Origin of the sequence: Cytobacillus sp. FSL K6-0129, assembly GCF_038007625.1 — a bacterium.
Classification (GTDB): Bacteria; Bacillota; Bacilli; order Bacillales; family Cytobacillaceae; genus Cytobacillus; species Cytobacillus kochii.
The window spans coordinates 2,251,549-2,265,425 of sequence record NZ_JBBOXM010000001.1 but is presented as its reverse complement, the minus strand read 5'-3'; the positions used below and the strand labels follow the sequence as shown (position 1 = coordinate 2,265,425).

General features: G+C 36.0%; 11 protein-coding genes. 7 read left to right on the top strand and 4 right to left on the bottom strand.

Annotated features, from left to right (window positions below):
- Nucleotides 1–54: 54 nt before the first annotated feature.
- Together MHI57_RS11370 and MHI57_RS11365 are read left to right on the top strand one after the other, a co-directional pair.
- Nucleotides 55–1,470 (top strand): hypothetical protein, encoded by a 1,416-nt coding sequence (locus tag MHI57_RS11370; RefSeq protein WP_340976389.1) that lies wholly within the window; start codon nucleotides 55–57, stop codon nucleotides 1,468–1,470.
- Nucleotides 1,471–1,729: 259 nt separating this feature from the next.
- On the top strand, nucleotides 1,730–3,247 hold the full coding sequence (locus tag MHI57_RS11365; protein WP_095373605.1) for a glycine betaine uptake BCCT transporter: 1,518 nt from the start codon (nucleotides 1,730–1,732) through the stop codon (nucleotides 3,245–3,247).
- Between the two features lie 40 nt (nucleotides 3,248–3,287).
- On the opposite strand, the gene MHI57_RS11360 is transcribed toward MHI57_RS11365, so the two are convergent.
- Nucleotides 3,288–4,310: an HAAS signaling domain-containing protein gene (locus MHI57_RS11360; RefSeq protein ID WP_307317709.1), complete on the bottom strand. Its 1,023-nt coding sequence runs from the start codon at nucleotides 4,308–4,310 to the stop codon at nucleotides 3,288–3,290.
- Nucleotides 4,297–4,644: a PadR family transcriptional regulator gene (locus MHI57_RS11355; protein WP_095371966.1), complete on the bottom strand. Its 348-nt coding sequence runs from the start codon at nucleotides 4,642–4,644 to the stop codon at nucleotides 4,297–4,299. The genes MHI57_RS11360 and MHI57_RS11355 overlap by 14 nt, the downstream gene beginning before the upstream one ends.
- 290 nt (nucleotides 4,645–4,934) lie before the next feature.
- Between MHI57_RS11355 and MHI57_RS11350 the strand changes: the two genes are divergently transcribed.
- Both MHI57_RS11350 and MHI57_RS11345 read left to right on the top strand, forming a co-directional pair.
- Complete coding sequence (locus MHI57_RS11350) at nucleotides 4,935–6,053, top strand: mechanosensitive ion channel family protein (protein ID WP_328200268.1); 1,119 nt, start codon at nucleotides 4,935–4,937, stop codon at nucleotides 6,051–6,053.
- A gap of 86 nt (nucleotides 6,054–6,139) precedes the next feature.
- Nucleotides 6,140–6,742 carry a pyroglutamyl-peptidase I gene (locus MHI57_RS11345; protein WP_095371968.1) on the top strand — a complete coding sequence of 201 codons (603 nt, stop codon included), beginning with the start codon at nucleotides 6,140–6,142 and terminating at the stop codon, nucleotides 6,740–6,742.
- A 259-nt stretch (nucleotides 6,743–7,001) separates the two neighbouring features.
- Here MHI57_RS11345 and MHI57_RS11340 read toward each other — a convergent pair whose 3' ends face one another.
- Together MHI57_RS11340 and MHI57_RS11335 are read right to left on the bottom strand one after the other, a co-directional pair.
- On the bottom strand, nucleotides 7,002–9,134 hold the full coding sequence (locus MHI57_RS11340) for an MMPL family transporter (protein ID WP_095371969.1): 2,133 nt from the start codon (nucleotides 9,132–9,134) through the stop codon (nucleotides 7,002–7,004).
- 95 nt (nucleotides 9,135–9,229) lie between these two features.
- On the bottom strand, nucleotides 9,230–9,796 hold the full coding sequence (locus tag MHI57_RS11335; RefSeq protein WP_340976383.1) for a TetR/AcrR family transcriptional regulator: 567 nt from the start codon (nucleotides 9,794–9,796) through the stop codon (nucleotides 9,230–9,232).
- A 514-nt stretch (nucleotides 9,797–10,310) separates the two neighbouring features.
- On the opposite strand from MHI57_RS11335, the gene MHI57_RS11330 reads away from it, so the two are divergent.
- The 3 genes from MHI57_RS11330 to MHI57_RS11320 all read left to right on the top strand — a co-directional run bounded on the left by MHI57_RS11330 (nucleotide 10,311) and on the right by MHI57_RS11320 (nucleotide 13,874).
- A complete protein-coding gene (locus tag MHI57_RS11330) occupies nucleotides 10,311–11,384 on the top strand; it encodes an amino acid ABC transporter substrate-binding protein (protein WP_095371971.1) in 1,074 nt (357 codons plus the stop codon).
- Between the two features lie 100 nt (nucleotides 11,385–11,484).
- Nucleotides 11,485–12,660: an amino acid ABC transporter permease gene (locus MHI57_RS11325; RefSeq protein ID WP_416337114.1), complete on the top strand. Its 1,176-nt coding sequence runs from the start codon at nucleotides 11,485–11,487 to the stop codon at nucleotides 12,658–12,660.
- Nucleotides 12,661–12,668: 8 nt separating this feature from the next.
- Entirely contained in the window at nucleotides 12,669–13,874 is a 1,206-nt protein-coding gene (locus MHI57_RS11320; protein ID WP_095371973.1) for an amino acid ABC transporter permease, read from the top strand.
- Nucleotides 13,875–13,877: the final 3 nt, after the last annotated feature.

The following is a 13,877-nucleotide window of genomic DNA, read 5'->3' as shown; positions in this document are numbered from 1 at the left end:
AAAATTTCACTTCCTGCACGTTAATTAAATCATAACTAAAGGAGAACAGCTGCTTTGAATCACTTAATAATGGAACAACTAAAAACCTATTTTAAAGGAATCAACCCAGATGATTTAGTTATGGAGCAGATGGAATTTGAAGAAAATGTGTATGATATCCTGTTGGAAGATTGGGGAGAGTCAATTGGCTCGGTTCGTATGGATGAATTAGGTGTGGCAGAGTTTTTCATTTATACGGATGAACTAGATGAAATTCCAGGGGAAATGAGTAAGTTTGATATGATCATGCAAGCAGAGCAGTTTATAGAAAGGTTCTATGATTCGACTTTCAGGCATGGGTTATATTTGTCAGCATACATTGACTTAGGTGAATATCATATGATTTTATATAATCGCAAAGATGAGCGGTTGAATAAGGAACTCCCTCATTCTGGAATTAGTTTTACAATGCTTAGTAATGGGGTATTAAGTGCAGTCGAAAGAGAAAGCATGGATTTTGAACTTGTCTATCCCAAAACACTGATTACGAATGAAGAAGCGAAGCGGATTTATTTAAATCATTTAAGAATTCTACCTGTTATTGCAAAGTATGATAATGACATATTTGTCAATGGTGATGATGAGTATCACTATGTTTATCAGTTGGAGGATTTTATTCTTGGTGTACACACAAATGGGGGAATACTTACCTCGGATTCGTTTGGTGTTGGCAAAACGCTGATGACATCCTTACCCGATTTGGCTGAATTTATAGATATTTATACATTGGCGGGAATGACGGAAGACCATATGCTTGTAGCTGAAGCAAAAACGAAAAGTGGTAGACTAGAGGTATGGAGTAAGTTACCTAAAAAATCTTTACGGGTGAGTGAGGAAGATTTATTAGATGATGAATTAGATATCCCTGGTGCGATAAAATTTGTATTCAATGCGGATGGAAGACTGCTTAAATTAATGGGCTTAGATGATTCTGAAACGTTTGTTTCTGGACATGTTAATTCGAAAGTGGCGCTTTTAACTGCTACATCAGTGTTACAAGCAGTTTGTGATAACCCTCATGATTATTTTAAACTGCAACAATTAGACGATAATGTAATAAGTCAAAAACTCGCAAACGGCATATACGATTTTACGTTTATTCGACAAGAAAGAGGGGTTCAAGTAGCTGATGCTTTGGTTCATATTCAAATAGACGATACAGGCTTGGTGAAATATGTAGATGTAGATAGTGAGGTACTCCAAGACTTCTCAAAGGTATCATTTGTCGCAAGCCTTACATTTAAAGCGGCAACAGAAATGATTAAGGAAAAGCTTTTTATGGAATTAAGCTGGGGAAAGAATATAGAGAAGCATCAATACACATTAACTTATTTACCGACCTATCCACTTACTACTGGCCATATTAAAATGATTGATATGAATACGGGGGAACCGTGGGTTATTGACACGAGTTGTATGGATCAATATTAAAACGAATACTGCCTTTTATGCTGAATAATGTATAAAGGCATTTTTTAATTAAGTGGCTAATACAAAGATACAAGGCTAAAGGTCTTGAAAATCGAGTTTAATATATTTTTAATTGGGTAAAAGGTGTAAGGGATTTGTCGAACGGTTGTGTATTCTGTCAGACAAAGAATAATAAATAAAATTTGTCTTAAACTATAACAAAGGTTTTTAGAGGCAGATTAAAGTGAAGTAGAAAAGATTTTTGGGAAAGGAACAATCTATGAAGAGAGTATCGAATGTTTTTTGGATAACTGTAGTAATTGTATTTATTTTTGTCGCTTTAGGTGTAGCGATTCCTAGTGTGTTCGAAAGGATAACAGCTAATTTACAAGATTTATTAACAAATGGTTTTGGATGGTATTACCTTATTTTGGTAACTATCATTGTCGTATTTTGTCTATTTCTCATTTTTAGTCCTATTGGCTCGATTAAATTAGGGAAACAGGATTCTAAACCGGAATTCTCTACTATCTCTTGGTTTGCGATGTTGTTTAGTGCTGGTATGGGCATCGGGCTTGTATTCTGGGGAGCGGCAGAACCGGTATCTCATTATGTCACACCTCCACTGGCGAACGGAGAGACAGATGAAGCGTTTAGAGAATCTTTACGATATACTTTCTTTCATTGGGGCATACATGCATGGGCTATATATGGACTTGTCGCTTTAGTATTAGCCTATTTTCAATTTAGAAAAGATGAACCGGGTTTAATCTCAGCCACATTAAAGCCTCTTTTTGGAAAAGCGATGGACGGTTTTTGGGGTACACTAATTGATGTATTGGCTGTATTTGCAACAGTTGTAGGGGTAGCAACGACCTTAGGGTTTGGTGCAGCACAAATTAATGGAGGATTAACGTATTTATTCGGGATCCCTGACAGTTTTATAGTACAAGTAATCATCGTTGCGATTGTCACAGTATTATTTATGCTTTCAGCGTGGTCAGGCTTGAGTAAAGGCATTCAATATTTAAGTAATGTAAATATGGTTTTAGCAGTAATATTGGTACTGCTTGTCTTTGTTTTAGGTCCAACAGTACTTATTTTAAATATGTTCACAGATACGATAGGTGGTTACATACAAAATATAATGCGAATGAGTTTTAGTATTTCACCACTGAATGAGGACCATCGATCATGGATAAATGATTGGACTATATTTTACTGGGCATGGTGGATTTCATGGTCTCCATTTGTCGGAATTTTTATCGCTCGTGTTTCAAAAGGTAGAACAATAAGAGAGTTTATCTCAGGTGTACTATTAGCTCCAGCGTTAGTTAGTCTTTTCTGGTTTGCGGTATTTGGTACATCAGCCGTGGACGTTCAAAGAAGTGGAGCGGTTGATTTAAGTCAATTTCCAACGGAACAAGTACTATTTGGTGTTTTCAGTGAGTTTCCAGGGTCTATGGTGATTTCGATTATTGCTATTCTATTGGTAGCCATTTTTTTCATTACTTCAGCAGATTCGGCCACATTTGTGCTAGGTATGCAAACAACTTATGGCTCTTTAAATCCTCATAATTCTGTTAAGCTGACTTGGGGAGTGGCACAATCATTAGTAGCCTTAATTTTGTTATATAGTGGGGGCTTACAAGGTTTACAAAATGCATTGATTATTTCCGCTTTCCCTTTCTCATTTATAATGATATTAATGATGATTTCAATTTATCGGTCATTAATGCAAGAAAAGAAAGAATTGGGTTTATATATTAAACCGAAGAAAAGAAAAAAAGAGCAATAAATAAAAGAAGCGCGGGGCTTTTATTCGCGCTTCTTTTTAGTTACAGTAAAGTATCATTCTTTATTTTACTTTTCTTAAAACCATCATACGAAGCATAAACAGCTGAAATGATTGTAATCGCAATAGATACCCCAATAATTGTGTCAAGAATTGAGCTTATACTTGTTGTTGTTGTGTTAAAGAGCTGACTAAGTTCATTGATTAAATTACTGTGAAAGAGATTTGGTTGCAGAATAATTAATAGGAACAAAATTGTATACAAGAGTTGATAGATAGTGTTAATGGTTGCTAAAGATTTGGTCCACTGCCTCTTTACCCATTTATATACCGTTAATGTGAGCTCGCATAAAAGAACAATCAAAACAAGTGGCCAGAATGAGAGAAGAAGCTCTTGGTTGAAAATCGGCGTCAGTAGGGTTAACCCTGTTTCTTGATTATTTTGTGTATAGATACCGACCCTATCAAGTGCGATGAAGTAAATGGTACCCCATATTGCTGTCCAAAGGAACGCAGCAAAAATATCGATCTTCGTGATTCCTTTTTTCTTGGGAATAACAGTGATATTTTTCAAATCATCTGGTGTCCATTTTTCTCCTGTACCGGCGATTTCATAAGGCGCGACGCCAGTTCGTTCCATAATGATGAAGACAATAGCGACCCAGAATACGACTTGGATAGCTGTAGATATAACCGTCCAAATCCCTTTGCCAAAGACAGTAAATATATAAGTCCAATCTTGATCGCTGTTTAGGTAAGTAATTACTCCTTCAAAAACGATAAAAGCAACAGCAAACCCAATGGCAAGTTGTAAAATCATCTTCATAGTGGTCATGAATAAGTCATAATAATCAGGACCGATTAAATAGGAGGGCGCATCGCGATAATTCTTCGCGATTTCTGCAGGATCTCCTAAGTCCTCCAATACAGCTTTAACATCTTCGAGCGAATAATTCTCTGGTAGCGCATCTAAGATGGATGATTTTAGCTCTAAAGCAATGTCATTCCGTTGTTTTTCTGGTAGACGCTTTGTAACCTCATGGATATAAACATCAATCCATTCCATTGTTATTTCCCCCCTCTAATAATAAATTCATTTCAGTAGACATTTTTGCCCACTCCTCCTTTAATACTGCGAATATTTTCTTCCCATATTCACTAAGCTGATAATATTTTCTTGGTCTGCTTTCGGTTGTGTCCCAACTACTAGTGACAAGTTCTTGTTTTTCCAGTCGTCTAAGTAGAGGGTATAAAGTACTTTGTTCTATTTCGATGCCTGATTGTTCTAAGTTTTGTACTAAAGAGTAGCCATATTGTGGTTCGTCTAACTGACTTAAAACCGCTAATGTAAGTGTTCCACGTTTTAGCTCTGTTGTAAGGGAATGTAATAAGTCTTTCAATTGTAATCACCTCGTTAATAACAATAGTGTATATCATACAGTATTATGAAATCAATAATAATGTGCATAATATTTTTCGACAGCATTTCTTAACATAAATCTCCAAGGTAGAATAGCTGAAAATGAGAAAGAATAAGAATGCAGAGGACAAGATACATTCGACATTATTTTCAACCATCAGGTTTGTTAACGTGTGGAACGGTTATTTACATAAAGTAATATCTTTTTACTAATGGTAACAAGCGGTGTTATGGTATGATAAACACTAGATTATAAGGAGGGACAGATAAATGGAAGGCGCTTTTTCATTCCTTGATTCTGAGAACACCTGGATACAGCTAGGGATATCAATAGGAATCGTAATACTTTTTTTAATTTTTCGCGGTATTTTTGCAAAATATGTTTTTAAATTGTTAATGAAGGTGAGTAATAAGGCAAATTCACAGCTTTTATCTCACATTTTCCTTTCATTTGAAAAACCAGTAAAATGGATATTCATCATTGTCGGATTGTATATTGCCATGGGGTTTTTCCCATATTTAGAACAACATAATACGCTGTTTGTTCGCTTAATAAGATCAGCGTTCATGATAATGATTGGTTGGGGCTTCTATAATATTGCTTCTGCATCATCTGCGGTTTTCATCAAGATGCGTGATAAATATACACTTGAAGTCGATGATATACTCATTCCGTTTTTATCAAGGATGTTAAGAGTTGTGATTATTGTTATTACTGCAAGTATTGTCTTACAAGTGTTTGAATACAATATCAGTGGTCTCGTAGCAGGGCTTGGTATCGGTGGTGCTGCAATTGCTTTTGCAGCGAAGGATGCTATTGGTAATTTATTCGGAGGTTTTATTATCATAACAGAGAAACCATTTACAATCGGTGATTGGATTATGACGCCGAGTGTGGAAGGGACCGTAGAAGATATTTCCTTCAGAAGTACAAAAGTCCGGACATTCGCACAGGCGATTGTTACATTACCAAATGGGACAATTGCGAATGAACCCATTACGAATTGGAGCCGAATGGGAAAAAGACAAATTACCTTTAATTTATCGATCTCACATGAGACACCAAGACATAAGCTACAACGTATTGTTGATAGAATTCATTCAACTTTAGTAAATAATGATGATATCCATCCAGAAACCATCTTTGTTACTTTTGATGAAATTAAAGATAATTCATATGACTTATTTTTGTATTTCTTTACGAACACAACCAATTGGGGAGAATTCCTTAAAATTAAAGAGAATATTAACTTTCAAATCATTGATATTCTTGAGCAAGAAGGTGTCATCATTGCGCTAGAAAGCACTCGCGTATATGTTGATTCCGACAAGCTCCTTGCAGATCAGAAGGAAAACAAAGATCAATTAATGTTGGGGAAAGATTCTTAAAAACGAAATCGCTTCTTGTTTAGAAAAGAAGCGATTTCTCTTTTGGTAAAATAATTGAATATTCTACATAATGAAGGGTGAGATAAATGCAAAAATTATTATTAACCGGTTTTGAACCTTTTTTAGATTTTCCAATTAATCCAACCGCAGAAGTTGTGGAAGCATTAGATGGCAAAAAAATTGGGAATTATCATGTGCAAACGGCCTTGCTTCCCGTCTCGTTTAAACATGTAAAACAAACACTTATAACAAAAATGGAAGAAATGAATCCAGATGCCGTGATACTTATGGGGCTAGCAGCTGGTAGAGATAAAATAACGCCCGAGCGGATAGCGATTAATGTAAATGATGGACCTGTTGATAATAACGGAGTTCAACCAGTGGATGAGCCTATTCACATGGATGGCGAAGATGGTTATTTCTCTACGCTACCTAATAGGCAAATGATCGAAAGGCTTCATCATCATGGTTTCCCTGCAAAAATTTCTAATACAGCAGGAGCTTATTTATGTAACCATGTGATGTATCAAGTACTGTATTATATAAAAAAACATAACATTAATATCCCAGCAGGGTTTATTCATATTCCTGCGTCTCATCGATTAGCATTGACCAATAGTAAACTACCTAGTTGGAGTCAAGAGGATTTAACAAGGGCGATCGAAATATGTATAGAAACGTTAGAGTAGTTAGGGGAATCTAATGTGATTTTAGGTTGAATTAGCATTTAAAGCAACAAATCCGAATAGCGTTAGAGTCTGAAGAGGCCTGGCAAGTGAAAGATATATCTTATATTGGGAGAGGAGTATTAAACGCTGTTTATCTAATTGAAGACCGTTCAAAAGGAAAGTTTGCAGTAAGAACTCCTTGGCTGTTATATTCTCAGTGTATAAAAACTGCCACAGAACATCATCTGTGGCAGTACAAACATAATTTAATTTTTGTATTCTATCCGTTATTAGCAGATTTAGATTTTTGCTTATCTCCTTGTTTATCTTTCTCTAATAAAACAATTAATCCTGGTAAAAGTACACCTCTTATAAGGAATGTATCTAATAGAATTCCAACGGCTACAATAAATCCGAATACAAATAGTAACTCGATAGGTTGTGTCATTAGAACAGCGAATGTTGCGGCTAGAATCAAGCCGGCTGAAGAAATGACTCCACCTGTATGAGAAACAGCTAATTGAACAGCTTCTTTGACACTATGGTGCTTTCTTTCTTCTTGAAAGCGAGAAACGAGCATAATATTATAATCGATTCCAAGTGCGACAAGAAATACAAAGGCATATAAAGGAACGCGGTTACTTACAGCATCGATTCCGAAAAATATCTCTGTTAAAAATGTTCCTAATCCTAATGCTGCTAAGAATGATATGAGAATAGTTCCCATCATATAGATTGGCATTTTGATCGATTTTGTCAAAGCAATAAGGAGCAAGAAGATTAGGACCGTTTCAAGGGTAACAATCAAAAGGATATCATTATTGTTCACTTTACGATCATCTAATGATGACGCTGTTTCCCCTGAAAAATAAATGTCACCATCTATATTACTGTTATCTAATAACTCTTCTTTCTCATTTACTATTTTTTCTAGTTCATTAATACTTTCAATCGCATAAGGACTGTCATTGAAAGTCAAGCTCAGTTGAAGAACTTGATTGTTTTCAGCTGTCCCAGAAGGTCTAACTTCATTTACTTCTGACCTTGATGAAAGTTGTTCGACAATAGAAGAAATTTGTTCTTCAGATAATGCTTGTGATGATTCAACTAAAACAGTTGTTGGTGCAAGATCGCCGCTAGAGAAGTTTTCTTCTAATACTTCATAACCGACACGAGATGGCATATCTTCAGGGAAAGATTTTATCGTATCAAATTCATAGTCTAAGTTTGAAATATTTAATGCAGAAACGACCAAGATAACCCCGACAGATACAACTGATACAATCGGTTTTTTGACAACGAATTGTCCTACCTTACTCCAGAAAGAACTTCCTTTCACTGAATGGTCTCCCACTTGCGGTACTTTTGGCCAAAATGCTTTTCTGCCAAATAACGCAAATAACGCAGGGATGAGCGTTATGGATGAGATCATGATAATCGCCATTGCTGTTGCGAAAGTTGGAGCGAAGTTTCGATAATCACCAAACTCGGCAAAGAACAGAACAAGCATAGCGGCAAGAACCGTGCCTCCAGAGAAGAAAACAGGCATGCCAACGCTTCTCATGGCCACTTTCATCGCTTCAAAAGAGTTTTCATGGTTTTTTAATGCTTCTCTAAAACGTGAAAATACGAAAAGTGAATAATCAACTACTGCTGCAAATAACAAGATCAACATAATCGAAATAGTTTGTTGACTGAGATTTAATCCTAGGCTTCCGAAAATACCTAATGACTTCATAACAACTTCATAAACAAAGCCAGCAGCCAATAAAGGAATGATAGCAAGCAGTGGTGAGCGATAAATAACAATAAGTAAGACTAATATTAAAGCGACAGTAGATAAAATAAGGACAACATCAGCTCTTGAAAATAGGTCAAGAGAGTCTGCACTAATGCCAGCAGGTCCAGTTACCCAAAAGTTTAGGTCTGTTTGATCTTCGACAATATCTTGCATTTGATGAATGGAAGTTTGAATATCTCCGCTTTCCATACTAGATGCAAATTGTAGTGGAATAACTGCTATGGATTGATCATCAGAAAAGAAGCCTTTGAGTGCTTCAGGTGGTAATTGTTCTAGTGGAATGACCTCAGTTATTCCTTTAATGTCATTATCCTTAAAGCTATTTAGTTGTTCTGCTAAAACAGAGGTTTCAAGTTGCTCATCATTTTTATCCTGAAAGACAAGGATGGCAGGAATACCGTCAGCGCTTGGAAAGTATTTTTCTAATTTGTTTTGGGCGATAATCGATTGGCTATCTTCAGGGAGAGTAGCAATTCTTCCCACTTGATAATCTTTCGCATTAGGAGCAAAAAATGCTAACCCTAGCGCGATAACTAGCCAACAGACGATGGTAATCCAGGCCCCTTTTTTCGTTGCTACTCGATCAGTAATAGTATGGAGCAAGTTTTTCATTTGATAGGACATCCTTTCAAGTTAGGTTGGGGTAAATATCATAAAAATCCATGCTTCTATCATATTTTGCTCCAAAGTGACACATGTGTCAATTATTATGTGCGTATCCCGTTACTTACCATTTCAATAATGGATTGAACCCATTGCTCACGTGGTAACTGAAAATGATTTGGAATGGCTACTGATTGAAAAATAAAGCCTAATATCATTGTGTCTGGCAAGGAGGGGTTTAACTTTCCTTCTTGCTTACCTAATTGGACAAAGTTTTGTAAGCATGTATACATATTTATACTCATGCTCTTAAAATAAGTTTGATTTGCAACTGTTTTTTCGTTTGTTGTATTCACTTGCTTTGTAATATTGATTAATTCCTGAATCTCAGTTCTTTCAAAGATAATCTCCATTAAGTAAGTAAATTGCCGTTCAAAATCCCCTTTTTCCTCAATTTGCTCGAGTTTTTTCATAAACTGATTCATTTCATAAATCATAAAAGCTGTAATAAGTTCATCTTTATTTTTAAAATACTTATAAATTGTCCCTCTAGCTACATGTAGCCTTTCTGCTAGTAAACTAAACGTAAATCCTTCATATCCAACTTCTAGTAATAATGCTTGTGTATGTTCGTATAATTCTGTAATGGAGAACTTTCTATCTCTACCCATATTTATTCACCTCATCAATATTATAATCGTTTGTCATTTATAATCGAAAGTTATATCTTTTTCATTCATTATTTCTGCAAAAAGAAAGAAGATAAAGTGTTATATTGAGAAACTACTTTTATGGATTAATTACGGAAAAATGGAAGAAGAGAAGGGGAAGGTGAAATGTGGTCCGTTTTGGTAAAAAAAGATTATTAATCCGATGTGTAGAATGGGTATTTAGGATGAGTGTTAGTTAAACGAGAAACATTATTAAGAAATACTCTTATTTGTAAGTAAACATGATTAGACGTCAATCGTATAGGAAGAGATTAGTATGTTAGTAAAATTTTAAGTTGATTTATTAATTCTAAATATTTATATTTTTAAGAATATTTAAAATATAAATGTTGACTATAAAAAACAATAAAGTTAATATATAACATATAGTGATAGACAATCTTACATGGTAAGTCTATTACTATTGTTAAATATCTAAAAATTCTGTTAAATAACAGAATAAAGGGGGTTAATTATGAAGAAAATTTCTTTTGGTTTTATGAGTTTATTTTTAGTAGTATTGCTTGCTTTAACTGGTTGTTCAAATGAAGAGGCGGGGGGGAAGGAAAGCGGGGATTCAAATAATGGATCATCTGGAAGTTCTATTCTTAGTAAAGTGATTGATAATAAGAAGCTAGTTGCTGGGGTGAATGATGAATTGCCGGGGTTTGGCTACATCGATGAGAGTGGTAAGAACGTTGGGTTTGATGTTGATTTCGCTCGAGTACTAGCAGCGGGTGCGATAGGGGATGCCGAAGCCGTTGAGTTTAGACCTTTATCTGCTCAAGAGAGATTTACAGCTGTGCAAACAGGCGAAGTTGATGTGTTAATTAGAAACACAACATGGACAACAAACCGGGATTCGGAAGTTGGTTTGAATTTTGCTCCAACAACTTTCTATGATGGGCAAGGTATTATGGTGAGAGCTGACAGTGGGGTAGAGTCTCTTGAGGATTTAAAAGGTATGCGTATTGGTGTAGATACAGGAACAACAACAGAGCTGAACTTAGCAGATCAGATGAGGGCGCTTGGTATTGAGCATGAGGCGGTTGTGTTTGATGGTCAAGATGCAGTGGTAGCGGCATATGAATCAGGAAGCATCGATGCATGGACAACAGATAAATCAGGATTAGTTGCAAGGCAGGCAGTTATGGAAAATCCTGATGACCATAAGATTTTGGAAGAGAACTTATCGAAAGAGCCACTTGGACCGTCAGTAAAAGGTGGAGATGATAAGTGGTTTGATGCAGTGAACTGGATGGTTAATGCTACTATTCAAGCTGAAGAATTTGGCATCAATTCTAAAAATGTTGATGAATTTTTAGAATCGGAAAATCCTGAAATTAGAAGATTGCTAGGAACTGAAGGAAATCTTGGAGAACAGTTAGGGCTCCCTAATGACTTTGCCTACCAGATTATTAAACAAGTAGGGAATTATGGCGAAATTTTCGAGAAGAATCTTGGAGCAGATACTATTTTCAAGTTAGATAGAGGGTTAAACGCATTATACACTGATGGCGGAATTCTTTACTCTCCTCCATTCCGTTAAGTAAAGATAGACCTGCTTGATGAGAATTCTCTATAGCAGGTCTATTTTAAACTATTAGTTAAATAGGTACCTCTAGAAGGGAGTGTAAGATGTGAGTGAACTGTCGAATCAGAAGAAGTCGATTTCTCCACCATTTTGGCGAAATAAAAAGATTATCCCAATTATATTACAAGTAGTATTTGCTATTATCGTTTTAGCATTCGGATATCTTTTAATTAACAATGCGTTAAGTGGACTAAGACAAATAGGTTTACAGTTAGGGTTCGATTTCCTTGCCAATACAGCGGGGTTTTCTATTTCGGAGGCGATGATTGATTATCAACCGACTGATACATATGGAAAAGCTTTACTCATAGGCATGCTTAATACATTGAGGGTTGCATTCTTTGGTATCATTTTGACGACTATTCTTGGATTGATTGTAGGGTTGTCGAGAATGTCGAATAACTGGTTATTAAGTAAACTTGCCGGAGCGTACATCGAGATTTTTCGAAATACACCATTGCTTGTACAAATTTTTATTTGGTTTTATGCCGTGTTTTTACCAATGCCAAAAATTCAAGAAGCCCTTCAGATTGGACCAATGCTTTTCTCAAATCGCGGTACAGCTATTCCTTGGTACGAAGAAAATCAAGGGATTTTACTCTGGGGCATTTTATTCCTTGTGTCACTGGTAATTGCTTTTTTTGTATATCGTTTGATGTTAAAGAAACAAATCGAGTCTGGGAAAAAGAATTTTCCATCATTGTGGGCGTTGGGCGTTATCGTGGTGGTTGCTATTATATCTTACGTAGTCACTGGAAATACACCAGTAACCTTCCATGCTCCGTCTGTTGCAGGAAATGGGTTTGATGGTGGTTTTGTCCTATCACCTGGATTTTCCGCTATATTACTCGGGTTGGTCATTTATACATCTACATTTATTGCGGAGATCATACGAGCTGGGGTCAATGGAGTCAATAAGGGGCAGTCTGAAGCTGCGAAAGCATTAGGGTTAAAAAATTCAACAGCTCTAAGATTGGTGATTTTCCCACAGGCTATTAGAATTATTATCCCACCTTTAACCAGTCAGTATTTGAACTTAACTAAGAATTCAAGTTTGGCTGTTGCAGTTGGTTATCAAGAGATTGTAAGTATCGGAAACACAGTAATGAATCAAGCAGGGCGCCCAATAGAGGCCATTGCGATAATGATTGCTGTTTATTTAACGTTTAGTTTAATTACTTCTTTATTTATGAACTACTTTAATAAGAAAGCACAACTCGTTGAAAGGTAGGTGTAAGCATGAACAATGAACCTCAAATAAACGTTACTACTGATACTTCGGTTGTGGGACCGCCTAAAAAAACAGTCGGTGTAGGTGGTTGGTTAAAGACAAACTTATTCGGTACTTGGCCAAATATTATATTAACTATCGTGTCAGTTGCCATTATTTCATATGTTGTCTTCCATACAGGGGAATTTATTTTCACAGCTGATTGGACTGTTATCGAAACGAACTTTCGTTTACTCATGGTTGGGCAATTTCCATTAGAGGAGACTTGGAGAGTTTGGGTAGCTATTTTTCTCATTTCTGCTCTTTTAGGAAGCTCATGGGGGCTATGGCGAGGAGTGATGAGGCATGTGGCATTGGTTATTGCTGGGCTAATGCTCGTTTCGCTTGTCCTGCCATTTATCCAAACAAATACGAGGCTTATTCTTGTAGGGAATATTATTTTCATTTTCCTCTTTTATATAATAGGAAGAAAAGTGAAGAAGCTAAAAATCCCAGTTTTATTATTATGGATATTGTTCATTCCGCTTGTTATTTCTCTATTCAATGGTTTCGGTATTTTACCAAAAGTGAATTCTAATATTTGGGGAGGTTTCTTGTTAACGCTACTTATTGCAAGTGTGGCAATTGTTTGTTCTTTTCCTTTGGGAGTTTTATTAGCTCTAGGAAGACGAAGTAAACTCCCTGTAGTGAAATGGTTTTGTATCATTTATATTGAACTGATAAGAGGGATCCCTCTAATTACAATACTATTTGTATTTCAGTTGATGTTGCCGCTTTTTTTAGGTAATAGTATTGACGTGAGTAATGTCCTCAGGGCAATGGTTGGTTTCACATTATTTAGTGCGGCGTATTTAGCTGAAAATATAAGAGGTGGATTGCAATCGATCCCGAGGGGACAATTCGAGGCAGCGCAAGCTTTAGGTTTAAATTCCACATATACCATGGGTTTTGTTGTTCTTCCTCAAGCTATCAAAGCTGTAATTCCAGCTTGTGTTGGTCAATTTATCTCAATTTTCAAAGATACTTCTCTTGTAGCGATTGTAGGATTAACTGAATTATTAGGGATGGGGCAAAAGGTGATTGCAAATCCTGCCTTTTTAGGTAAGAACATGGAAGTATTTCTGTTTATCGCGTTTATTTACTTTATATTCTGTTCGCTTATGTCGTATGTAAGTAGAAGATTAGAAAATACTTTAGGTGCCGGAGAGCGTTAGGGG

Excerpts from the sequence above, each read along its gene's own strand:
- MHI57_RS11365 (WP_095373605.1), top strand. The coding sequence starts at position 1,730 with ATGAAGAGAGTATCGAATGTTTTTTGGATAACTGTAGTAATTGTATTT.
- MHI57_RS11360 (WP_307317709.1), bottom strand. The coding sequence starts at position 4,310 with ATGGAATGGATTGATGTTTATATCCATGAGGTTACAAAGCGTCTACCA.
- MHI57_RS11350 (WP_328200268.1), top strand. The coding sequence starts at position 4,935 with ATGGAAGGCGCTTTTTCATTCCTTGATTCTGAGAACACCTGGATACAG.
- MHI57_RS11345 (WP_095371968.1), top strand. The coding sequence starts at position 6,140 with ATGCAAAAATTATTATTAACCGGTTTTGAACCTTTTTTAGATTTTCCA.
- MHI57_RS11340 (WP_095371969.1), bottom strand. The coding sequence starts at position 9,134 with ATGAAAAACTTGCTCCATACTATTACTGATCGAGTAGCAACGAAAAAA.
- MHI57_RS11335 (WP_340976383.1), bottom strand. The coding sequence starts at position 9,796 with ATGGGTAGAGATAGAAAGTTCTCCATTACAGAATTATACGAACATACA.
- MHI57_RS11330 (WP_095371971.1), top strand. The coding sequence starts at position 10,311 with ATGAAGAAAATTTCTTTTGGTTTTATGAGTTTATTTTTAGTAGTATTG.
- MHI57_RS11320 (WP_095371973.1), top strand. The coding sequence starts at position 12,669 with ATGAACAATGAACCTCAAATAAACGTTACTACTGATACTTCGGTTGTG.